This is a genomic window from Chromobacterium sp. LK1 (assembly GCF_001043555.1).
Lineage (GTDB): Bacteria > Pseudomonadota > Gammaproteobacteria > Burkholderiales > Chromobacteriaceae > Chromobacterium > Chromobacterium aquaticum.
On the sequence record NZ_LDUI01000033.1, the window covers coordinates 89,940 to 111,468 of the forward strand.

At 64.0% G+C, this 21,529-nt stretch carries 19 protein-coding genes; 11 read left to right on the forward strand and 8 right to left on the reverse strand.

Annotated elements, in window-relative coordinates; translation table 11 throughout:
* Positions 1-8 precede the first annotated feature (8 nt).
* From VI26_RS15135 to VI26_RS15145, 3 genes are all read left to right on the forward strand, one after another.
* A complete protein-coding gene (locus VI26_RS15135; RefSeq protein ID WP_048410577.1) occupies positions 9-1,154 on the forward strand; it encodes a PLP-dependent aspartate aminotransferase family protein in 1,146 nt (381 codons plus the stop codon).
* A 58-nt stretch (positions 1,155-1,212) separates the two neighbouring features.
* Positions 1,213-1,560: a RidA family protein gene (locus VI26_RS15140; RefSeq protein ID WP_048410578.1), complete on the forward strand. Its 348-nt coding sequence runs from the start codon at positions 1,213-1,215 to the stop codon at positions 1,558-1,560.
* Between the two features lie 190 nt (positions 1,561-1,750).
* A complete protein-coding gene (locus VI26_RS15145; RefSeq protein WP_048410579.1) occupies positions 1,751-2,968 on the forward strand; it encodes a M23 family metallopeptidase in 1,218 nt (405 codons plus the stop codon).
* 16 nt (positions 2,969-2,984) lie between these two features.
* Here the strand turns inward: VI26_RS15145 and miaA are convergent, their stop codons facing one another.
* The 4 genes from miaA to VI26_RS15165 all read right to left on the reverse strand — a co-directional run bounded on the left by miaA (position 2,985) and on the right by VI26_RS15165 (position 7,522).
* Positions 2,985-3,962 carry a tRNA (adenosine(37)-N6)-dimethylallyltransferase MiaA gene (gene miaA, locus VI26_RS15150; RefSeq protein WP_048410612.1) on the reverse strand — a complete coding sequence of 326 codons (978 nt, stop codon included), beginning with the start codon at positions 3,960-3,962 and terminating at the stop codon, positions 2,985-2,987.
* A 70-nt stretch (positions 3,963-4,032) separates the two neighbouring features.
* Positions 4,033-4,293 carry a hypothetical protein gene (locus VI26_RS15155; protein ID WP_048410580.1) on the reverse strand — a complete coding sequence of 87 codons (261 nt, stop codon included), beginning with the start codon at positions 4,291-4,293 and terminating at the stop codon, positions 4,033-4,035.
* A gap of 27 nt (positions 4,294-4,320) precedes the next feature.
* The gene (gene betA / locus VI26_RS15160; RefSeq protein WP_048410581.1) at positions 4,321-6,003 is read right to left on the reverse strand and encodes a choline dehydrogenase; all 1,683 of its coding nucleotides are present in this window, start codon (positions 6,001-6,003) and stop codon (positions 4,321-4,323) included.
* A 49-nt stretch (positions 6,004-6,052) separates the two neighbouring features.
* Positions 6,053-7,522: an aldehyde dehydrogenase family protein gene (locus VI26_RS15165; protein ID WP_048410582.1), complete on the reverse strand. Its 1,470-nt coding sequence runs from the start codon at positions 7,520-7,522 to the stop codon at positions 6,053-6,055.
* A 429-nt stretch (positions 7,523-7,951) separates the two neighbouring features.
* On the opposite strand from VI26_RS15165, the gene VI26_RS24830 reads away from it, so the two are divergent.
* From VI26_RS24830 to VI26_RS15180, 3 genes are all read left to right on the forward strand, one after another.
* Positions 7,952-9,667 (forward strand): PAS domain-containing protein, encoded by a 1,716-nt coding sequence (locus VI26_RS24830; RefSeq protein ID WP_197081488.1) that lies wholly within the window; start codon positions 7,952-7,954, stop codon positions 9,665-9,667.
* A 210-nt stretch (positions 9,668-9,877) separates the two neighbouring features.
* Positions 9,878-10,921: a DMT family transporter gene (locus tag VI26_RS15175; protein ID WP_048410583.1), complete on the forward strand. Its 1,044-nt coding sequence runs from the start codon at positions 9,878-9,880 to the stop codon at positions 10,919-10,921.
* Entirely contained in the window at positions 10,918-11,193 is a 276-nt protein-coding gene (locus VI26_RS15180) for a hypothetical protein (protein ID WP_048410584.1), read from the forward strand. Before VI26_RS15175 ends, VI26_RS15180 begins: the two co-directional genes overlap by 4 nt.
* A 381-nt stretch (positions 11,194-11,574) precedes the next feature.
* Here VI26_RS15180 and sbcB read toward each other — a convergent pair whose 3' ends face one another.
* The 3 genes from sbcB to VI26_RS15195 form a co-directional block, all read right to left on the reverse strand.
* Entirely contained in the window at positions 11,575-12,990 is a 1,416-nt protein-coding gene (gene sbcB / locus VI26_RS15185; protein WP_048410585.1) for an exodeoxyribonuclease I, read from the reverse strand.
* Positions 12,991-13,077: 87 nt separating this feature from the next.
* A complete protein-coding gene (locus tag VI26_RS15190; protein WP_048410586.1) occupies positions 13,078-13,866 on the reverse strand; it encodes an enoyl-CoA hydratase-related protein in 789 nt (262 codons plus the stop codon).
* Positions 13,867-13,896: 30 nt separating this feature from the next.
* Positions 13,897-14,685, reverse strand: a complete 789-nt coding sequence (locus VI26_RS15195; protein ID WP_048410587.1) for an alpha/beta fold hydrolase — start codon at positions 14,683-14,685, stop codon at positions 13,897-13,899.
* 743 nt (positions 14,686-15,428) lie between these two features.
* Here VI26_RS15195 and VI26_RS15200 point away from each other — a divergent pair.
* Both VI26_RS15200 and VI26_RS15205 read left to right on the forward strand, forming a co-directional pair.
* Positions 15,429-16,604 (forward strand): ABC transporter ATP-binding protein, encoded by a 1,176-nt coding sequence (locus VI26_RS15200; RefSeq protein WP_082151096.1) that lies wholly within the window; start codon positions 15,429-15,431, stop codon positions 16,602-16,604.
* Positions 16,605-16,719: 115 nt separating this feature from the next.
* Positions 16,720-18,009, forward strand: coding sequence for an FAD-binding oxidoreductase (locus tag VI26_RS15205; RefSeq protein ID WP_048410588.1), 1,290 nt, complete (start codon positions 16,720-16,722; stop codon positions 18,007-18,009).
* Positions 18,010-18,107: 98 nt separating this feature from the next.
* Here VI26_RS15205 and VI26_RS15210 read toward each other — a convergent pair whose 3' ends face one another.
* On the reverse strand, positions 18,108-18,359 hold the full coding sequence (locus tag VI26_RS15210) for a hypothetical protein (RefSeq protein ID WP_048410589.1): 252 nt from the start codon (positions 18,357-18,359) through the stop codon (positions 18,108-18,110).
* Positions 18,360-18,454: 95 nt separating this feature from the next.
* On the opposite strand from VI26_RS15210, the gene VI26_RS15215 reads away from it, so the two are divergent.
* The 3 genes from VI26_RS15215 (at position 18,455) to VI26_RS15225 (ending at position 21,471) form a co-directional block, all read left to right on the forward strand.
* Complete coding sequence (locus VI26_RS15215) at positions 18,455-18,847, forward strand: DUF1289 domain-containing protein (protein WP_048410590.1); 393 nt, start codon at positions 18,455-18,457, stop codon at positions 18,845-18,847.
* Positions 18,848-18,876: 29 nt separating this feature from the next.
* Positions 18,877-19,458 (forward strand): methyltransferase domain-containing protein, encoded by a 582-nt coding sequence (locus VI26_RS15220; protein WP_197081489.1) that lies wholly within the window; start codon positions 18,877-18,879, stop codon positions 19,456-19,458.
* A gap of 192 nt (positions 19,459-19,650) precedes the next feature.
* A complete protein-coding gene (locus tag VI26_RS15225) occupies positions 19,651-21,471 on the forward strand; it encodes a methyl-accepting chemotaxis protein (RefSeq protein WP_048410592.1) in 1,821 nt (606 codons plus the stop codon).
* Positions 21,472-21,529 lie beyond the last annotated feature (58 nt).

The following is a 21,529-nucleotide window of genomic DNA, read 5'->3' on the forward strand; positions in this document are numbered from 1 at the left end:
AAAAGACCATGACTGATTTCAATACTTTGTCCATCACCGCCGGCCTGCACCAGGATGCGTTCGGCGCGGTGATTCCACCCATTTACGCCACCTCCACCTACCGGCAGCACGCGCCGGGCGAGCATAGCGGCTACGAGTATTCCCGCTCACAGAACCCGACGCGCGAGGCATTGGAGCGCGCCTTGGCCGAGCTGGAAGACGGCGTGCGCGGCTACGCCTTTCCGTCCGGCCTGGCGGCCATCGCCACGGTGCTGGAGCTGCTGCCGGCCGGCAGCCATCTGATCGCGGTCAACGATCTGTACGGCGGTACCTACCGCTTGTTCGAGCAGGTGCGCAAGCAAAGCGCGCAGCTGGAGATCAGCTATGTGGCGTCGGAAGATCTCGCCGCCTTGCAGGCGGAGATCCGGCCGAACACCCGCATGATCTGGGTGGAAACCCCGTCCAACCCGCTGAACCAACTGGTGGACCTGGCTGCGGTGGCCGATTTGGGGCGACGGCACGGCCTGATCACGGTGGCGGACAACACCTTCGCCTCGCCGGTGGTGCAGCGCCCGCTGGCCTTCGGCTTCGACATCGTGGTGCATTCCGCCACCAAATACCTGAATGGCCATTCCGACGTGATCGCCGGCGCCGCGGTGGTCAGCCGCCAGCGGCCGGAGCTGGCCGAGCGGCTGGCCTTCCTGCACAACGCGGTGGGCGCGGTGCAGGACCCGTTCGCCAGCTTCCTGGTGCTGCGCGGCCTGCGCACGCTGGCCTTGCGAATAGAACGTCACAACAGCAATGCGCTGGCGGTGGCGCGCTGGCTGGAAAGCCAGCCGCAGGTGGAGCGGGTCTTGTATCCGGGCCTGACCAGCCATCCGCAGCATGAACTGGCGCGCAGCCAGATGCGGGGCTACGGCGGCGTGGTGTCCTTCTATCTGAAAGGCGACGCCGAAGAGACGCGGCGGGTGCTGGCGCGCCTGAAGCTGTTCACGTTGGCGGAGAGCCTGGGCGGCGTCGAGAGCCTGGTGTGCCTGCCGGCGGCGATGACGCATGCGTCGATCCCGGCCGAGCGCCGGCGCGCGCTGGGCATTGCCGACAATCTGATCCGCCTGTCGGTGGGCATAGAGGGCGAAGCGGCGCTGATCGAGGACTTGCGCCAGGCATGGCAATAGCCGGCGGCGCCGGGTTAGAATTCCGTCATCGCTTCGATACACACAGAAGGGGAATCGCATGAGCATTTATCGTCACAAGCAGGGCGCGCGTCTGGCCGAAGCCGTGGTCACCAATGGCTTGATCTTCCTGGCCGGCCAGGTGCCGGAAAACACCGAGGCCGATGCCAAGGCGCAAACCGAGAACGTGCTGGGCCAGATCGACGCGCTATTGGCGGAGCTGGATTCGGACAAGAGCAAGATCGTCGATGTCACCATCTTCCTGGCCCATCTCGCTGACTACGATGCGATGAACGCCGCCTGGGACGCCTGGGTGCCGGCCGGCAATGTGCCGGCGCGCGCCACGGTGGAAGCCAAGCTGGCCAACCCGGCCTGGAAGGTGGAAATCAAGCTGGTGGCCGCACGCTGAGCAAGCCCCCATTCGATGAAAAGCCCACGTCATGCGACGTGGGCTTTTTTTATCGATTTTCGCGGGCTGTCTGCTGGGCCAAAGGCCAGCAGGAAATAAGGACGGGCGTTTCTATAACCTTAGTGTTTGCGACGTAATGCTTATGGCATTGCGTCGCTTTGGTTTTTCCCCAACCCATACGGAGCCCGAAATGAAACAAGCAGCTTTAGCGATGGCGGTATTGGCGGTGCTGGCCAGCGGCGCGCAGGCGGAGTCGAAACAGCCCGATCCGATGCTGCGCCAGGCGGCGGTCAAGGCCTTGCAGCCCTTGTTGCCGCTGGCCAAGGGCGAGCAGCTGGACATGCTGGTGGAAATCAACCGCGACAGCGTGGACGGCGACTGGGTGTTGGGCTCGGTGACCCAGCCCTTGCCGGTGATGACGACGATAGCGGCGATGGATCATGTGCCCTTGTCGCGGCTGTTCCTGGCGCGGCGCGATGCGCAAGGCTGGACGCTGGAGCTGGAAAGCAGTTCGGGCTTCGCCGCGATGCTGGAGCAGGCGCCGGCCGGCTGGCTCAGCGCGGAAGAACGACAGGCTTGGCGCAGTCAGCTGGCCAGGCCGGGGCAGCCGTTCGCGCCCAATGCCACCAACCTGGGCCTGCCCTGGCGCCAGGGCGCGGCCTGGCGCATGACCGGCGGGCCCCACGGCTATAGCGGCGAGAGCCAGCCTTACGATTCTATAGACTTCGCCGGCGGCGACGGCAGGGTGCTGGCGCCTCAGGCCGGGGTGATCTACAAGAGCTGCGTGCGCGGTGGCAGCGGCTTGGTCAAGCTGGTGCACGACAACGGCTTCTCGTCCACCTATTACCACATGATCAATCTGAATACGCTGGCGGACGGGACGCGGGTCAATCCGGGCGCGTATCTCGGCACCATAGGCAATGGCCTGCCGTGCGGCGGCAGCACCACCGGCCCGCACGTGCATTTCTCCCTCTTGTATCAGGGTCGAGCCGAGCCGGTGAACGGCAAGCTGTTCGGCGGTTGGCAGTTCTTCGCCGGCAGCCGCGCCTATCAGGGTTATGCGCTGCGTAACGGCACACGGGTCAATGTCGGCGGCTTGCTGAACAATTACGGCGGCGGAGGCGCGCCGACCGGCGCCAGCGGCGTGGCGACGCCGGCGAAGGGAGAAGGGCAGGTGAATCTGCGCAAGGCGCCCAGCCTGAGCGCGGGCATCACCGGCTCCGTAAAGCGCGGCGACAGCGTCGCCTTGCAATGCCATGTGCGCGCCGAGGCGGTGGATGGAGTGTGGGGGCGCACCGATGTGTGGAACCGCACCCGCAGCGGCGACTGGATCAGCGACGGCTTCCTCGACACCGGCAGCAACGCGCCGGTGGTGCCGCTGTGCGCGTCGGCCAGCCGGCCCTGGTGAGTCGGGCGCGGCCGGTTTAGTAGGCGCCGTCGAAACGCAGGCCGGCGGGCAAGGGCTCGCCGGCCTGGAAGGCCGCGACGGCGGCGCACAGCTGCTCGGCCAGACCTGGCTGCTGGGCATTGACCGGCACCAGGTCCAGGCTGCGCATCCAGGTCAGTTGGCGCTTGGCCAGCTGGCGGGTGGCGGCAATGCCTTTGTCGATGAAGGCTTGTTCATCGCCGACGCCGTCCAGGTATTCCCAAGCCTGGCGATAACCGACGCAGCGCATCGACGGCAGCTCCAGCGCCAGCGCCGGATACTGTTCGCGCAAGCGCCTGACTTCGGCCAGGAAATCCTGTTCCAGCATCAGTTCGAAGCGCTGCGCGATGCGTTGATGCAGCCAGGCGCGCTCCGCCGGCACCAGGCCCAGCGACAGCAGGCGGAAGTCGGCCGCGGCTTCCTTGCCGCGCGCCAGCAGCCGCGACATCGGCTCGCCGCTGAGCAGGCAGACCTCCAGCGCGCGGTGAATGCGCTGCGAATCATTGGGATTGAGGCGGGCGGCGGTGTCCGGGTCCAATTGCGCCAGCCGCGCATGCATCGCCGGCCAGCCGGCTTGCGCGGCGTCGGCGTCCAGTTGCGCGCGCAGCGTCGCGTCGGCGCGCGGCAGATCGGACAAGCCTTCCAGCAAGGCCTTGTAATACAGCATGGTGCCGCCCACCAGCAAGGGCAGCCGGCCGCGGCCGTTGATCTCGCGGATCAGGCGGTTGGCGTCGGCGTGGAACTGGGCGGCGGAATAACTGTGCAGCGGGCTGATGATGTCGATCAGGTGGTGCGGGCATTGCGCCATTTCCGCCGTGCTGGGCTTGGCGGTGCCGATGTCCATGTCGCGATAGACCAGCGCGGAGTCCACGCTGACGATCTCCACCGGAAAATGGCGGGCCAGCTCCAGGGCCAGGCCGGTTTTGCCGGAGGCGGTGGGGCCCATCAGCAGGATGGCGTGCGGGATGTCGTTCATGGGCGGGTCTTGCGGTTCAATCATCGGATTGTCGCATAAGCGGCCCATGCCCGGACAGTCCACCCAAGGTTCAGGAGCCGGACTCCGGCGCCGGCAGCGTCCGTTGCCGGCTGGCGCGCCACCAGCCGCCCAGGGTGATCAGGAACCACATGCACTGGTTGACGAAGGAGGCCAGGTTGAAGTGGTTGGACAAGGAAACCAGGATGCAGACCGGGCCGAGCAGATTGAGGACGAAATAGCGCGGGTCCGATGTGCGCAGGCCCAGCAATTGATGGCCGACATAGGCGGTCAGGTAGCTGATGACTCCAATCAGGCCGATGAAATCGTACATGGCGGCGGCTCCTGGGATAGGGGGGCGCTACAAGGACAGCGCTGGCGACGCGGCGGCGGCCTGGTGGAAGGGCGCGCTGGAGCGTGGCAATGGCGGCCGCCGGCGAATGTGATCCGCGATTTTCTCGGCGATCATGATGGTGGGCGCGTTCAGATTGCCGGTGACGATGCGCGGCATGATGGACGCGTCCACCACGCGCAGGCCGGACACGCCGTGTACCCGGCCTTGATGATCCACCACCGCCATCGGGTCGTCGGCGGCGCCCATCTTGCAGCTGCCGGACGGATGCAGCGCGGTTTCGGCGTGGGTTTGGACGAAGCGGTCGATCTCCTGATCGCTGCGCACCGCGGCGCCCGGCTGGATTTCCCGGCCGCGGAAGGATGCGAGCGCGTCCTGGCCGATGATGTCCCGCGTCAGCCGCACCGCGGCGCGGAATTCGCGCCAGTCGGTGTCGTGCGCCATATAGTTGAATTGCAGCAAGGGTTTGGCGCGCGGATCGCGGCTGGCCAGCTTGACGTGGCCAGTGCTGGGCGAGCGCATCGAGCCGACGTGGCACTGGAAACCATGCATCTTGACGGCGTGGCTGCCGTCGTAATTCACCGCCAGCGGCAGGAAGTGGTATTGCAGATTGGGATAGGCGAAGTGTTCGCCGCTGCGGATGAAGCCGCCGGCCTCGAAGTGATTGCTGGCGCCGACGCCGCTGCCGTCCAGATACCATTGAGCGCCGATGCGGGCCTTGTTCCACCAGCGCAGGGACGGGTACAGCGACACCGGCTGCCGGCATTCGTATTGCAGATACATTTCCAGGTGGTCCTGCAGATTGGCGCCGACGCCGGGCAGGTGGGCGACGATGGCGATTTCGTGGCGGCCGAGTTCGGCGGCGTCGCCGACGCCGGAGCGCAGCAGCAGCTGCGGCGAGGCCACCGCGCCGTTGCAGACGATGACTTCGCGCAAGGCGCGGGCCTGGTGGCTGCGCTCGCCCTGAAGGTATTGCACGCCGGTGGCGCGCGCGCCGTCGAACAGGATGCGGTCCGCCAGCGCCCGGGTTTGCACCGAGAGATTGGCGCGGTCGCGAGCGCTGTCCAGATAAGCCAGCGACACGCTGCAGCGCCGTCCTTTAGCGGTGGTGGTGCGGTCCATGGGGCCGAAGCCCTCCTGGCGATAGCCGTTCAGATCGTCGGTGCGGCCGTGGCCGGCTTGTTCGCCGGCCTGGATGAAGGCTTCGAACAAGGGGCTGATGCCGGCCTTGGGCGTGGTGACATGCAGCGGCCCATCGTCACCGTGATAGTCGTTGGCGCCCTTGTCGTAGCTTTCCGCCTTGCGGAAATAGGGCAGGCAGTCGGCATAGCTCCAGTCGCCCAGGCCGGGCAGCTCGGCCCAGCCCTGGTAGTCCAGCGCATTGCCGCGGATATAGACCATGCCATTGATCAGCGAGGAGCCGCCCAGGCCCTTGCCGCGCGCCTGCGCCATGCGGCGCCCGCCCATATGCGGCTCCGGCTCGGTCAGATAGGCCCAGTTGTAGGTGCTGCCTTGCAAGGGATAGGCCAGCGCCGCCGGCATCTGGGTGCGCCAGTCCAGCCGCCAGTCCGGCCCGCCGGCCTCCAGCAGCAGCACGCGGACATCGCTGTCCTCGCTCAGCCGCGCCGCCAGCACGCCGCCGGCGGAACCAGCGCCGACGATGATGTAGTCGTATTCCTGAGTGGTGCTCATCTTGACTCTCCTCGGACGTGAACGAAGGCGGGATCGGGCGAAGCGGCGCTCAAGCGCCAAACCAGCCCATGGGCTTGGGCGCCAGATTGATGTAGCTGTGCTTGAGCTCGGTGTATTCGTCCAGGCCGATGCGCGACAGCTCGCGGCCGATGCCGCTGGACTTGAAGCCGCCCCATGGCGCTTCCGGGAAGTAGGGGTGATAGTCGTTGACCCAGACGGTGCCGAAGCGCAGCGCGCGACTCATGCGGCTGGCGCGCTCCAGATCCCGCGTCCACACCGCCGCCGCCAGGCCGTATGGCGTGCCGTTGGCGAGACGCAGCGCCTCGGCCTCGTCGTGGAAGCGTTCCACGGTAATGACCGGGCCGAAAATCTCCTCTTTGGCGATGAGCATGTCGGCGTGGACACCGGCCAGCAGCGTCGGCTGCAGCCAATGACCGTTGCGGTAGCGCTCGCCGTCCGGACGGCCGCCGCCGTAGACCAGGCGGGCGCCTTCCTTCACCCCGGCGGCGATCAGGCTCAGGATCTTGTCGTGCTGCTGGGCGGATTGAACCGGTCCCATCTGGCTGTCCGGCAGCTGGCCGGGGCCGATGACGATGCGCGGTAGCCGTTCCGCCAGCCGGCGCACGAACTCGTCATGAATCTCTTCCTGCAACAGCAGCCGCGAACCGGCGGAGCAGACCTGGCCGGCGTGGAAGAAGGCGGCGTTCAGCGCGTAGTCGACGGCGGTGTCGAGGTCGGCGTCGGCGCAGACGATGTTCGGGTTTTTACCGCCCAGCTCCAGCCCTATGCGTTTGAAGTTGCCGCTGGCGGCGCGCATGATGCTGGCCCCGGCCTGGGCGCCGCCGGTGAAGGACACCAGGTCAATGTCGGCGTGCTCCGCCAGTTCGGCGCCCACCTCGGCGCCGCCGCTGACCAGGTTGAACACGCCGGGAGGCAGGTCCAGCTCGGTCAGCAATTGGGTGAAGCGCCAGCTGCTCAGCGGGGTCAGGCTGCTGGGCTTGAGCACCACGCAGTTGCCGGCGCCCAGCGCTGGCGCGATCTTCCACGCCGCTTGCAGCAAGGGGTAATTCCAGGGCGTGATCAGGCCGCAGACGCCCACCGGTTCATGCAGGGTGCGGCTGATTATGTGTTCGGGCGCGGCGTTGGTCTGGCCGCTGTCGGTGGCCACCAGGCCGGCGAAATAGCGGAAGGTGGCGGCGACATCGCCCATATCGGTGCGGCTTTCGGCCAGGGTCTTGCCGGTGTTCAAGGTTTCCAGCGCGGCCAGGTCTTCGCTGTCGCGTTCCAGCAACTGGGCGATGTCCAGCAGCAGGCGGCTGCGCTGGCGCGGAGTGCTGCCGCGCCAGGAGCCGGTGTCGAAGGCGGCGCGCGCGGCGGCGATGGCGTCCTGGGCGTCGCGGCGGTCGCCATCGGCGGCAAGCGCGATCACGGTTTCGTCGCAGGGATTGAGAATCTGGCGGGTTTGCCGCTTGGCGGCGTCGCGCCATTGGCCATCGATGAAGAGCTGAGTGTGGATCATGCTTGTTCTTTCGGATGCAGTTAATGTAATTAACCATTGGTAAATTAATTTACCTTTGGTTTAATTGTAGTGTTGCTTTACCGCGAGCTGCAATCCGGAAACGGCTATGGTTATGACGAATCTATTTGCTTTGGCTATATCAGCTATGGTCAAGCCGGGATGGAGGCCGATGCCGGCTTGCCGGTATCGAGGGCAATGGTCCGCTTCGGGATTTTTCCACCCTGGGTTAACATGCCGGCTGACGGCCGCGGGGTTGCGGCTTGGGCGCGTCGCCGCGCCATCATCGTCATGCGTCCAACTAGCCAGGAGGCGCGGCCAGCCGCCGCGACCAGTTCCGTGTTGCCAAACCAAGTCAGTCAAGCCGCTGTAGCCGCCGGGGATGAAACTTTCGCCCTTCGCCTGAAAGAAGTGCTGGGGCGCAAGCGCATCATGCTCAAACAAGTGGCGGAGGCCTTGGGCGTGTCGTCCGCCGCCGTGCACAAATGGACGCGCGGTGGCGAAATCGAATATCGCAAGCTGCGGGTGTTGGCGGATTTTCTCGGGGTCAACTGGGTCTGGCTGCGCTATGGCGAGCAGGCGGTGCTGGATCTGGCCACGGCGGCGGGCAGCGATGAGCAACTGACCGAAATACGACGCAAGCATCTGGCGGAGATCATGGAAAACGAAGCGCGAATGAAGTTCGCGCAGAATGTGTCCGGCATCGTCACTTGGGAGTGGAACATCCTGACCGATGCGGTGGCCTATTCCGCCAATGCCGAGCAATTGTTTGGCCGCCCGCTGCGCCTGCTGAATGATTTCTGGGCCGCGCTGGAACCTGCCGACGCGCCGGCCTTGCGGGCGCGGCAGGAGGAATGCCTGCGTTCCGGCGCCGCTTACGAGGCGGAGTTCCGCGTGCGCTGGCCGGCGGGCGACACGCGCTGGATCGCATCGCGCGCCACCTGCGTGCTGGATGCCGACCGCCGGCCGGTGAAGATGATAGGCGTCAGCTTCGACATCACCCAGCGCTGCCTGGCGGAGCAGGCCTTGCGCCAGAACCAGGCCATCCTGGACAAGGCGCAGTCCATCGCCCATCTGGGCAGCTGGTTCTGGGACGTGGGCAAGGACGATTGCATCTGGTCGGACGAGGCCTACCGGATTTTCGGCTGGCAGCCGCAAGCCTTCAAGGTGACGATGGAGCGCTACTTCGCCGCCATGGTGCCGGAGGACCGCGAGCGCATCGATGCCGCCATCCGGCGGGCGATAGGCGAGCGCCAGCCTTACCGGGTGGAATACAGCATTCTGTTGCCGGATGGCCGCCGCCGCCATATTCACGAAGAGGGCGAGGTGCTGTACGGCGAGGGGCGGGCGGAGGCGATGATAGGCGCGACCCGGGACGTGACCGACAGTCGCCAGGCCGCGGTGGCCTTCAGTGAAAGCGAGGAACGCTTCCGCGAGATTTTCGAGCAGGCGGCTCTGGGTCTGGCGCATTTGGACCTGGACGGGCGCTGGCAGAAGGTGAACCGCCGGCTGGCGGACATGGTGGGTTATGCGCCGACGGAGATGGAGGGCTTGAGCTTCCAGCAACTGACTCATCCGGAGGACCTGGAGGACAATCTGCTGCGGCTGGATCAGTTGTTGAGCGGGGAGATCGCCCATTTTTCGCTGGAGAAGCGCCTGCTGCGCAAACAGGGCGGCCATGTCTGGGTGAATGTCAGCGCCTCGCTGAGCCGGCATCCCGTGAGCGGCGAGCCCTGGCATCTGATCGCGGTGGTGGAGGAGGTGGCCGAGCGCCGCGAGGCGCGCCGCGTGTTGGAAGCGGCCGGGCAGCGCAGCGAACTGGCGTTGCAGTCCATCGGCATGGCCAGCTGGGAATGGGATCTCGCCGCCGGGCGGCTGCGGCTGTCGCCGCTGGCCGCGACGCTATTGTTCGGCGCGCCCCAGGAAGAGGTGGCGGAGCAGCGCTTTCTGGACGGCTTGCGCGCCGCGTCGCGGCAGCGCTGGTTGGATAGCCTGGAGGCGATTTTCAATATTTCCAGTCGCGCGCAATTGGATGTGCTGTGGCATGGCGAAGGCGGCAAGACCCTGCCTCTGGCCCTGTCCCTGGTGGCGCAGCGAGATGAAGGCGGCGTGCTCTGCCGTCTGATCGGAGCCTTGGGCCCGCGCTGAGCAGTACTCCGCAGTCACGTAAGCCAGCCGTTTGTCGGCTGGCTTTTTTCATGGTCAGTGTAAATTTTATTTACTATTGGTAAAAAAATTAACTTGTGGTAATTTTTAGGCCTAGTCTGGCAAGGCCGATGAATGTCGTCTTGTTGCGTTCGAACCAAGAATAGGCGCCGCGTGTTGCTCTGCGGCGTCCGAAACCAGGAGCTGACCGCTATGAGCAGCATGCACAGACAGCAGTATCTGCGCCGCCGGACCCGCTGGGGTTATGGCTGGGCCTTATGGGCGGCGGTATTGTGGGGCGCGTGGTATGTGCCGGGCACCGCGATCTGGCACGAGACGCCGCTATCCGGCCTGAGCCAGGGCTCGCCGGCGAACTTCCTGATGGCGGCGGCGGTGCTGACCGCCTTTCATGCCTGCCTGGTGGTGGTGTTTCAATTGTTCTGGCTGGCGGCCTTGGGCAAGCTGGCCGACTTCTTTCGCACGCTATGGCGGTTTGGCGGCATTTCCAAATGGTATTTCCTGGCGGCGGTAATGGGCGGCTTGCTGGCCAATTTCGGTTCCTACCTGGCCATGGGCTATGTGGGCGCGGTGTTCGCCGCGGTGGCCGGCTTGTTGTATCCGGTGGTGGGCGCGACGCTGGCGCGGCTGTGGTACCGCGAGCGGATAGGCCGCCGCGCGGCGCTGGGCATCGCGGTGATCGTATTGGGCGGCGTCGCCATCTATCTGCCGGCCTTGCTGGGCGAATTGGACACGGAGGGCGGCGCGCGCTGGCTGGGGTATCTGGGCGGCGCGCTGGCGGCGCTGGGTTGGGGCATGGAAGGCGCCATCGTCGGGCGGGCGATGGATGTGACCGACCCCGATTGCGGAGTGACGATACGCTATCTCGCCGAGGCGCTGTACTGGGTGTTGCTGATCCTGCCGGGCCTGGCCTGGCTGACGCCGCTGCCGGTGTACCGCCTGGCCGGCGAGCTGTGGGCGTGGCGGCCGCTGCTCTATCTGGCGGTGGGCGCGCTCAGCTTCGCTTTCTGCGCGGTGGCCTGGTACAAATCGTTTCCGCTGATAGGCGTGGGGCGCGGCCAGGCGATAGGCGCGTTCTACGCGATGTTCGCCACGCTGTTCACCGCCGCGTTCACCTTGAATTTTCCCGAGTGGTATTTCCTGATCGGCCTCGCGCTGGTGATTGCCGGCGGCTTTGTCATGGTGTCGGACAGCGAGCGCAACGTTGGCGCGGTGCGCCTGGTGGAGGAGGGGGCATGAAGATCCATATCAAGGGTTTTATCCTGCAGGCCTTGGCCAGGCAGCCTGGCTTGTGGGATATCGAACTGGCCGGCCGCATCTGCCGCGAATACCGCAAGCCGGAGGACGCTTATTGGCTGGGCATGGTGCGAGCCAATCTGGCCGATTTGAGCGCCAGCGGCCTGGTTGTGGCACTGAGCGAGCGCTGGCGCGCCGAGGATGGGCGCTTATTGTTCAATTACCGGATCAGTGCCTTCGGTCTGGAGCGTATGCGCCAGACCGGCCTGGTTTGAGGAGATGGCGATGTCCGGCTACTGGGCCTACGAGGGCGCATGTGTCTTGGCCATGGCGCTGATCGTGGTTCTGAGTTTGGCGGCCTTGCTCGTTGCCAGGCGCTATGTGCGCCGGTTGTGAGAACCTGCCCAAAGTCCGCCGCGCGCATTGGTTTTTGAAATGCTCGGCCCGCAGCCGAGCATTTCACGCTGGCGGCCGCAAGGCCTGGTTTCGTCGTGGCTGGCGTTGAACAGGCTCTTAGAACCTGTTTACGATCTGCTGCGCGTCGGCGATACGGCGTTGAAAACAGCTTCGAAATGCTCATGTACCACACGTACATTCCGCTTTCTCAGCTGTTTTCGCCTTGTCTCGCTCTAGCTCGCGAGATCGTAAACAGGTTCTTACAGCTGAGCAGCGTAGGCTTCCAACTGCTCCAGGATGTGCTGGGCCTTGGCGTCAAGCTCGCCGGCGCGGGCCTCAGCCAGCTCCTGGCGGAACTGCGGGAAGCCGCGTCCCGCTTCGCCGTTCAGCTTGGTTTGGCGCCAGGCTTGCCAGCGCTGTTGTTCCTCACCAGATAGCGAGCGCGGAAAATTGCGCGCCCGGTAGCGGAACAGCAGCTCGGCCAGTTGCGCGTCTTCGAAAAAGGCCATCTCGCCGCTGAGCTGATCGGCCGACATCCGGCGCAGCTTGGTCAGCACCTTGCGGTCATTATTGGAAACAAAGCCGCCGTAGAGGTTCTCATCGACATCGCGGACGTCCCCGGCTTCGCGCTTGTAGACCTGGCGCCAGATCGGTGTCAGTTCCGGCAGCGCGCGCGCGTAATCGGCATGGCGCTGGATCGCGTCCATGTCCATGCTCCAATGCGCGGCGCGCTCCGGACTCAGCACCTTGAGATTGGCGACCACGAACGGCGATTTGTTGATGTGCACTGTCTTCAGCGGCAAGCGCTGCACGCCTTCCGGCAAGTCCTCGCTGCGGGTGTATAGGCGCTGGCGGATGGCGTCCGGTCCCAGGCCTTGCAGTTCGCGCGGATCGTGGGCCAGGTCCCAGACGATCACTTCATTGGCATTGTAGGGATGCGCCGCCAGCGGCCACACCACCGCCATATTGCCGCGCTCGGCGCCGTACATGCCGGAGATGTGCAGCGCCGGCTTGGGATCGTGCAGGCTGAGCTGGACCTTGACCGCGTCCTTCTTGCGCAGCGATAGATAGAAGTCGAACAACTTGGGCTGGCGCTGTTTGATCAGGCGCGCCAGCGCGATGGTGGCGCGCACGTCGGACAAGGCGTCGTGGGCGGCTTCGTGCGCCAGGCCGTTGGCGGCGCTCAGGTGTTCCAGCTTGAAGCTGGGGCGGCCATCCTCGTGTTGCGGCCATTGAATGCCCTCCGGGCGCAGCGCGAAGGTGGCGCGCACCAGGTCCAGCAGATCCCAGCGGCCGCACTGGTTTTGCCATTCGCGCGCATAGGGATCGATCAGATTGCGCCAGAACAGGAAGCGGGTGACTTCATCGTCGAAGCGGATGGAGTTATAACCGACGCCTATGGTACCCGGCGTCGCCAGTTCGCGTTCGATCACGCCGGCGAATTCGTGCTCGGCCACGCCGTGTTGCAAACACCATTGCGGGGTAATGCCGGTCAGCAGGCAGGCCACCGGGGTGGGCAGGTAATCGGGCGCCGGTCGGCAGTAGAGCATCACCGGTTCGCCGATTTCATTGAGGTCGGCATCGGTGCGAATACCGGCGAACTGCGATGGGCGGTCTTGACGCGGCACGGCGCCGAAGGTTTCGTAGTCGTGCCAGAAGAAGCTGTGATTGGACATGGCGGCAACAATGCGGTGAAGTTGGCCGCATTGTCGCATCCATGGCGCGGCAGGGCCAGCCGCGCTGGCCTGCGTGTCAGTGCGGCTTCAATCCATCCACGAAGGCTTGCGTTTTTCCAGCATGGCCTGCACCCCCTCGCGGCCTTCCTCGCTCAGGCGAACGGCGACGATGCGCTGGATGCAGGTTTCCACCGTGGCCTCGCTGACCTCCTGGCCGGCGATGTCGGCCAGCAACCGCTTGGCTTCCAGCATCGCGGCCGGGCTGTTGATCAGCAGGTGATTGATCAGGAAGTCCACCGCCATGTCCAGTTCGTCTCCTTCCACCACCTGATGCACCAGCCCCAGGCGCTTGGCCTTGCCGGCGTTGAAGCGCTCCGCGGTCATGAAGTAGCGGCGGGTGGCGCGTTCGCCGATGGCGCGCACCATGTAGGGCGCCACCAGCGCCGGGATCACGCCCAGCTTGACGTCGGAAAAGCTGAACAAGGCTTCCGAAGCGGCGATGGACACGTCGCAGCAGGCGACCAGCCCGGCGCCCAGACCGAAGGCCGAGCCCTGGATCTTGGCGATGGTGGGTTTGGGCAGGGTGTCCAGCGTGCGCAGCAGCCTGGCCAGCAGCCGGGCATGGCGTTCCAGCTCCTCGCGGCCGAACTCGGCCATGCGCCGCATCCAGTCGATGTCGTGGCCGGCGGAGAAACTGATGCCGTTGCCGGTCAGCACCACGGCGCGCACGCTGGCATCCTCGGCCAGGGTTTCCAGCATGGCGGTGAGCAAACTGACGCCGCTATCGTCCAGCGCGTTCAGTCGTTCGGCGCGGTTGAGGGTGATGGTGGCGATTCCCTTGGGGTCAACGGCAAGCAAAACGGACTCGGCGGTCATTGGGTTTTCCTTGTTCTGATGGTGGAGGTTTCAGCCTTGGCCGAAACGGATGATGCTGCGGACAAACGCGTCGGCCGCCTCGATGTGCAACACATGGGCGACGCCCGGCAGGATTTCCAGCTGCGCGCCGGGCAGGCGCTCGTGTAATAGCTCGGCTTGATATAGCGGCGTCAGGCGGTCCTCGTCGCCAACCAGTATATGGCAGGGCATGGTCAGCTCGTGTAGCCAGGTGCGCGCGTCATGATCGGCGACGCCCGCGATCAGCCGGATCACCGCATCCCAGTCCACCATGCCGGCGATCAACTTCATATCGTCAAGCAGGGCGGCGTTGCTGGCGAGGAAGCGGCTGGAAAACAGCCAGGGCACGCTGACGGCGTAACGCAAGTCCAGGCCGCCGCTGAGATTTGCTGCCAGCCAGCTGTCGCTGATGCGGTTATTGACGCTGTCGGCCCACGCCAGCGTGGCGGCCAGCAACAGCCGCGACACGCGTTGCGGATGACGGTGCGCGAAATGCTGCGCCACCATGCCGCCGTAAGACAAGCCAGTCAGATAGACCTGATCTATGCCCAAATGATTCAACAGACCGGCGGCAAGATCGGCCTGTTCGCTCAGCGGATATTTGTCCCCGCCGGGATGGTCGCTTTGTCCCTGGCCCAGGAAGTCGAAGCGCAGCAGCTGGAAATGGGGCTCCAGCTGCGGCTGCAGCAAGGCCCAGGCGGCGGTGGACATGGTGATGCCGTTGAACAGCGCCAGCACCTGGGAGCCCTGGCCGCTCATTTCGTAATAGACATCGTGTCCGGCGATTACGGCATAGGGCATGGCGGAGCTCCTCGGTTCTGGCCTTGCGCGGCGTCAATTCATTCTAGAGCGTGGCGGCGCTTGCTGGGTAGCCGGCAAGCGCCATGACGGGTTTCTGAGCCGCGTGGACAGGATGGGTGTTTGACGAATTAAACAATTCCGAATCAGGTGCTGCCGCTGGACGCAAGCGGCTCGGCAGAGGCGTTCTTTGTTTGACAGGCTTGGCGGGGTGATGTGCGCGCGCCACAGCTGTGATGATTTTCTGATGGCGCTGGAGCTAGATGTTGTCAAATTTATTAAACGTGACATAGTCTTCTAGACAGGACTAAAACGACAAAGGCGCTTGCCGGCGCCGCGGCCGCCGAGCCGCGCGGATGGCGGCCATACAGAGGAGACATCATGTTGGCAACAGGCATGGCTGCGGCGGCATGGCCGCGCGCGCTTGCGGCGGGCCCGCCCGGCGGTCCTTAGAACCTGTTCATAGTCTGCTGTGCTTCGGCGATACGGCGTTGAAAACGACTTCGAAATGCTCATGTACCGTGTGTACATTCCGCTTTCTCAGCCGCAACGCCTTGTCTCGCTCTTGCTCGCGAGACTTTGAGCAGGCTCTTAGACGCCGGGCATCAGGCCCGTCAGCGCGTCGGTCTGGACCGGCGCGATTTCAAGCAAGGAATCGACCGCTGCCGTGACAACCTATATAAAAGTGTCACAGGCAGCCGCAGCCGGCTCCCGCCGCTGCAAGATCGCAAGAGAGGAAGCCCATCATGACGCAAGCTGTTGCCGCCAAGCCGGCCCAGGCCGCCGTGGCCGCCCAGAGTCTCCAGGCCGCCAATGCCCGTTCCGACGACAAAGCCTATCTGCGCATTGCCGGCGTGCTGAAGAAATTCGGCGACCATGTGGCGGTGGACCATGTCGACCTGGATATCCGCAAGAATGAAATCTTCGCGCTGCTCGGCAGCTCCGGCTGCGGCAAGTCCACCTTGCTGCGCATGCTGGCCGGCATGGAAACGCCGACTTCGGGCCGCATCATCCTGGACGGCGAGGACATGCAGGGGCTGCAGCCGTATGAGCGGCCGGTCAATATGATGTTCCAGAGCTATGCGCTGTTTCCGCACATGACGGTGGAGCAGAATGTGGCGTTTGGCCTGAAGCAGGACAAGGTGCCGCGGGACGAGATCGCCGAGCGGGTGGGCAAGATGCTGGACCTGGTGCAGATGCGCAAATACGCCAACCGCAAGCCGCACCAGCTGTCCGGCGGCCAGCAGCAGCGGGTGGCGCTGGCGCGCAGCCTGGTGAAGCGGCCCAAGCTGCTGCTGCTGGATGAGCCATTGGGGGCGCTGGACAAGAAGCTGCGCCAGCAGACCCAGCTGGAGCTGGCCAATACCATCGAACAGGTGGGCGTGACCTGCATCATGGTCACCCATGATCAGGAAGAGGCGATGACCATGGCCAGCCGCATCGGCATCATGAGCGAAGGCTGCCTGCTGCAAGTGGGCACGCCATCGGAAATCTATGACTACCCCAACTGTCGCTTCACCGCGGAATTCATCGGCGAGAGCAATATCTTCGAGGGCGCGGTGGTGGTGGATGAGCCGGATCTGGTGGAGATCCGCTCGCAGGAACTGGGCGGAGACATCCGCGTGGATCACGGCATCACCGGCCCCAAGGGCATGCATGTCTGGGCCAGCATTCGTCCCGAGGATGTGAGGCTTGACGTGAAGCCGCTGCCAGCGGGGCCGAACACCGCCGCCGGCGTGGTGGAGGATATCGCCTATCTGGGCAGCTATTCCATCTATCACGTGAAACTGGCCAGCGGCAAGGTCGTCAAATCGGTGGTGCCTTCGTCGCGCTGGTACGATGCGGCGGAAACCGCGCCGACCTGGGGAGATCCGGTCTTCGTCAGCTGGCGCCAGGATGTGCCGGTGGTGTTGACGCGCTAGCGCCCACGCACGCGCCGCAGCGGATGCCGCATGGCATCCGCTTTTTCTTCTCTTCCCCGAGGCGTTTGATCCGCCCGGCTTTGGCCGCCATTCCTGTTTTCATTGAGAGGTCTTCATGCTTAGCTTTGCCCATCAGGCTCACGCTCCATCCTATTACGCCGCCACCGCTCTGCCCTGGGAGCCCGGAGCGGCGTTGCAGGGGAGTGTCGATTGCGATGTCTGCGTGGTGGGCGGCGGGCTGGCTGGGCTGTCGGCGGCGCTGAATTTGCGCGAGCGCGGTTTTTCGGTGGCGCTGCTGGAAGGCGCGAGCATCGGCTTTGGCGCATCCGGGCGCAACGGCGGGCAAGTGATTGCCGGCTACGCCTGCGGCATCGACACCTTGAGCGCGCAGCTAGGCGATGGCCTGGCCAGGCAGATGTGGGACATGTCGGTGGAGGCGGTGGAAATCATCGAGCAGCGCGTCAGCCGGCACCGCATCGATTGCGACTGGCGTCGCGGCTATGTCAGCGTGGCGGTGAAGCCGCGGCATATGCGGGAGCTGGAGGATTGGCAGCGCGAGGCGGAACAAGTCTACGGCTATGGCGGCATGCAGCTGTGGGGCAAGGCGGAGCTGGGCGCACGGCTGGCCAGCGAGCGCTATCAGGGCGGTTTGTTCGATCCGCGCTCGGGTCATCTGCATCCATTGAACTACACGCTGGGCCTGGCCCGCGCCGCGCGCGAGGCCGGCGTCGCCATTTATGAGCAAAGCCCGGCATTGCGGCTGACGCGAGGGGCGCGACCGCAAGTGGCGACCGAGCGCGGCGTAGTCAACTGCGGCCAAGTGGTGCTGGCCTGCAATTCCTATATCGGCGCGCTGGTGCCGGAGCTGGAGCGCAAGATCATGCCGGCCGGCACTTATGTGATCGCCACCGAGCCTTTGGGGAAGGAGAGGGCCGCGGCCTTGATCGCCAACGATATGGCGGTGTGCGACACCAACTTTGTGCTGGATTACTATCGCCTGTCCGCCGATCACCGGCTCTTGTTCGGCGGCAAGGTCAGCTATTCCGGGCGTGAGCCGGCCAATCTCGCCGCCGGCATGCGCGACGATATGCTGCGGGTGTTCCCGCAGTTGGCCGATGCCAAGATCGATTACGCCTGGGGCGGGTATTGCGATATCACGGTGAACCGGGCGCCGGACTTCGGGCGGCTGGACGGCAATATCTATTACTTGCAGGGTTTCTCCGGCCACGGCGTCAATATCACTGGCTTGGCCGGCAAGGTGGTGGCGGAGGCGGTGGCCGGCGATGCTTCGCGCTTCGATCTTTTCGGCAGGATTCGCCATAATGACTTCCCCGGCGGCAAATGGCTGCGCACGCCGGCGCTGGTGTTGGGCATGGCTTATTTCCGGATGCGCGATTATCTGTGATCCAATGCCGGAGTGGAGATGCCCCGCCCGTTCAAGGCAGCCGCCAGGCTGCCTTTTGTATTAGGGCTAGCTCTTGGCGACGCGGGGTTTGAGCGTACTCAGGACGCGTCAAGGTAATCGTAGCCGCCCCAATCCAGCGCATAGGCGGTATGGTTGTCGGCGGTGCGTATCGGTTTGAGCAGGCCGTTTTGCTGCATGTAGACTAGGTGCTCATGCACATCGGCGGCGCTATACTCGCCGCCCGATTCGCGCGTCAGCGCCAAAAACAGCCTGCGCTCCTCCAAATATTGAACATGCATGGTCTGCAGCAGGCGTAGGGTGCGGAAAATCAAGGTCTCGTTGCGGATCATGACAGATGGTATTTTATTTTTATGACTATTCATTTATCTGACACTTTAGTTTGGTGCGTCAAGAAATATGACATTATTGTTGCAGGGGGTGGGGCATGAGCGCGAAGCGGCCTGATTCTCCTTGCATCGCCGTGTGTTCCACCGCGGTTGGCGACGATATCTGCCGTGGTTGCGCGCGTAGCTTCGACGAGATCTCGCAGTGGTGCTTCATGGATGAGGAGGAGCGGGAGCTGGTGTGGCAGCAACTGCCGCTGCGTCAGCGCGGTCTGAAGATAGCCGCGGTGTTCGCCTGCCTGCCGCAGCTCCACCCGCGTGATGATGGTGAGTGGATGAGCGTTCCCTGCCTGCCCTGGCTGTTTCGCATGGATGGGGACTGCTTGTGGTGGCGGCGCGGAGAGGAGGCGGCCCGTCAGCGCGACTGCGCCGGCTGGGGACCGGCGCAAGTGGCCGCGTTCTTGCGCGAGCAGGCGGAAACGGACAGCAACTGAGGAGAGGGCTTATGGCTCAGGACAGCTCTTTGACCGGATTTTGGGATGTGCGCTATCGCGATGGCGTCACCCCCTGGGAAGGGGCGCGCATGAGCGCCGCGGAGCTGGATTTTTTCCAGCGCCTACCGCAGGGGCGAGTCTTGATTCCCGGCTGTGGCAGCGCCGGGGATCTGCCGCTGCTGCTGGATTGTGGCCATCAGGTGCTGGCCGTCGATTTCAGCGAGGCGGCGGTGGCTATCGCCCAGGCCCAATGGCCGCAGGCCGCAGCTTCTATCCGGCAGGCGGATTATTTCGCGCTGGCGGAGGACAAGCCCTTTGATGCGGTGTTTGAACGGGCGTTTCTGTGCGCGTTGCCGCCGCGGCTGCATGCCGATTACGCCAGCAAAATGGCGCGGCTGTTAAAGCCCGGAGGCGTGTTGGCTGGCGTGTTCTTCATTGCCGACACGCAACGCGGCCCGCCGTTCGGCTTGAGCATGCCGGCGCTGCGGGCTTTATTGGAGCCGGCTTTTACGTTGGAGTGTCAGCGGCAGCAGGCGGATGGCGTGCCGGTATTCGGTGGCAGCGAGTATTGGATGGTGTGGAGAAGGCAACACAAGTCAGGGGATTTGTAATACATTGACATTACTGGTTTGATGGTAATCAATAGTCCACCGACTAGTGCGACAATAAGCGCGTCGTCGTTTACGATGGCGGGTTGAAGTCGATAAACAACAATAATTCCAAGCGACAGCGGTGAGCGAGGGTGGGCAGGTTCCGGCGAGCTCCCGTTGCTGAACAAGGATTGCGGAGCAAGAGGAGATGTCATGCAGTGGTTCTGGCGCGTGTATACCCTGGTGGAAAAGACTTTTTGGGATACGTTGACCAAGAAGTTGTGCAGTTTCTTTTTCATTAGCCTGTTTCAGCTGGGCATGGTGGCTTATGTCTACTACGTGCTGGAAAACATACGGGGGTCGTTGAAAGGGCAAGTCAGCTCGCCGCAAGTGCTGGCCGGCATCGAGTCCAGCATAGACGGCGCCTTGTTCTGGACCCTGGCGCTATGGGTGGTCAGCGTTGTCTTCATCGCCTTCATGGTGTGGTATCTGCGCTTCCTCATCGTCAGGCCATTGAAGATGATCATACAGATCTTCAATGAGATTGGCGCCGGCGAGGGCGATCTGTCCCGGGACATCCCCACGATCACCCATGACGAAATCCGCGAGCTATCGCTGTCCTATAACCGCTTTCTGCTGAAGATGCGCGAGATCATCAGCAATGTTCGGCTGATGACGGTGCGGATTGCAATGGATTCAGCGCGCACCCGCAAGAACGTGGTGGAGTCTCTGGAGGGCGCGCGCAAGCAGGACCAATTGGCGACCCAAGTCCGTGCCGCCAGCGATCAGAGCACCGAGGGCGTGGGCCAGGTCACCGATCAGACCCAGGCGATTTCGGCGACCACGCTGGCCAATCTGGAAGTGGCGCGCGAGTCCTATGCCGAACTGAAATCAGTGGCGGAGAGCATTTACGACATCAATCTGAAGGTGGGTCATTTCAACCATACGGTGGATGACCTGAGTCAGCGTTCTTCCAGCATCAAGACCATAGTCGACCTGATCAAGGACGTGTCCGAGCAGACCAATCTGTTGGCGTTGAACGCGGCGATCGAAGCGGCGCGAGCCGGCGAAACCGGGCGTGGCTTCGCCGTGGTGGCCGACGAGGTGCGCAAGCTGGCCGAGCGGGTCAAACAGGCCACCGACGAGATCTCGCACAATATCGACGGTATGCTGGGACTGGTGTCGGAAACTCAGGTGGAGACCGCCCAGATCACCGAGGACACCAAGTCGGCGCGTGAAATCGTGTCAAAAGCGTCCGATCACTTCAGCAAGATGATGGGGGATTTTGAAAGCACCGCCAGCAGTCTTAGCCAGATCGCGGTCACCATGTCGGAATTCGTCGCCGCCAACGGCCAGGTCAATCTGCATGTGGCGGAAATCCATGAATTGGGCCACAAAGTGACCGACCGCCTGAATCACACCGAGGACTCGGCCACCAAGCTGTCCGGTGCGGCGGAGCAGGTGCAGCAGCTGGTGGCGCGCTTCATTCTGGGCGAGGGCGAGTTCGACCAGATCATGCAGGCGGCCCGCGGCGCGCGCGATGAGCTGCAAACGATGATGGAAGCCCAACAGGGCCTGGGCGTGCCCTTGTTCGATCAAAACTACCAGGCCATTCCGGGCAGCAAGCCGGCTAAATTCCGCACTCAGTACGATGCCAAGCTGGAGAAGCTGATGCAGCCGGTGTACGATCGCGCGGCCAAATCGGTGCCAGGCGGCGTGTTCTGTCTGGCGGTGGATACCAATGGTTATGCGCCCACTCACAATAGCTGGTACAGCCAGCCCCTGAGCGGCGATCCGGACAAGGATCTGATCAATAGCCGCGATAAGCGTAAGTTCTCGGATGTGGCCGGTTTGCGCGCGGCGCGCAGTACCCAGTCCTTCCTGTTGCAAACCTATACGCGCGACACCGGCGAAGTACTGTCGGAAGTGGTACTGCCCATCATCTTGTCCGGCAAGCACTGGGGCGGTTTCCGCCTGGGCTTCAATCCGGAGCAATTGCTGCAGTCGCTGGGACAGGGCGCGGGACGGCACTGAGATATCGGGTAGGATAAAAAAACGGAGGCCGCGGCCTCCGTTTTTATTTCCATGCCAG

Coding starts and splice junctions, on each gene's coding strand:
- VI26_RS15140 (WP_048410578.1), top strand. CDS start 1,213: ATGAGCATTTATCGTCACAAGCAGGGCGCGCGTCTGGCCGAAGCCGTG.
- VI26_RS15225 (WP_048410592.1), top strand. CDS start 19,651: ATGCAGTGGTTCTGGCGCGTGTATACCCTGGTGGAAAAGACTTTTTGG.
- VI26_RS15210 (WP_048410589.1), bottom strand. CDS start 18,359: ATGATCCGCAACGAGACCTTGATTTTCCGCACCCTACGCCTGCTGCAG.
- VI26_RS15200 (WP_082151096.1), top strand. CDS start 15,429: ATGACGCAAGCTGTTGCCGCCAAGCCGGCCCAGGCCGCCGTGGCCGCC.
- VI26_RS15155 (WP_048410580.1), bottom strand. CDS start 4,293: ATGTACGATTTCATCGGCCTGATTGGAGTCATCAGCTACCTGACCGCC.
- VI26_RS15195 (WP_048410587.1), bottom strand. CDS start 14,685: ATGCCCTATGCCGTAATCGCCGGACACGATGTCTATTACGAAATGAGC.
- miaA (WP_048410612.1), bottom strand. CDS start 3,962: ATGAACGACATCCCGCACGCCATCCTGCTGATGGGCCCCACCGCCTCC.
- VI26_RS15190 (WP_048410586.1), bottom strand. CDS start 13,866: ATGACCGCCGAGTCCGTTTTGCTTGCCGTTGACCCCAAGGGAATCGCC.
- VI26_RS15215 (WP_048410590.1), top strand. CDS start 18,455: ATGAGCGCGAAGCGGCCTGATTCTCCTTGCATCGCCGTGTGTTCCACC.
- VI26_RS15180 (WP_048410584.1), top strand. CDS start 10,918: ATGAAGATCCATATCAAGGGTTTTATCCTGCAGGCCTTGGCCAGGCAG.
- VI26_RS15205 (WP_048410588.1), top strand. CDS start 16,720: ATGCTTAGCTTTGCCCATCAGGCTCACGCTCCATCCTATTACGCCGCC.
- VI26_RS15165 (WP_048410582.1), bottom strand. CDS start 7,522: ATGATCCACACTCAGCTCTTCATCGATGGCCAATGGCGCGACGCCGCC.
- VI26_RS24830 (WP_197081488.1), top strand. CDS start 7,952: ATGCTCAAACAAGTGGCGGAGGCCTTGGGCGTGTCGTCCGCCGCCGTG.
- betA (WP_048410581.1), bottom strand. CDS start 6,003: ATGAGCACCACTCAGGAATACGACTACATCATCGTCGGCGCTGGTTCC.
- sbcB (WP_048410585.1), bottom strand. CDS start 12,990: ATGTCCAATCACAGCTTCTTCTGGCACGACTACGAAACCTTCGGCGCC.
- VI26_RS15145 (WP_048410579.1), top strand. CDS start 1,751: ATGAAACAAGCAGCTTTAGCGATGGCGGTATTGGCGGTGCTGGCCAGC.
- VI26_RS15135 (WP_048410577.1), top strand. CDS start 9: ATGACTGATTTCAATACTTTGTCCATCACCGCCGGCCTGCACCAGGAT.
- VI26_RS15175 (WP_048410583.1), top strand. CDS start 9,878: ATGAGCAGCATGCACAGACAGCAGTATCTGCGCCGCCGGACCCGCTGG.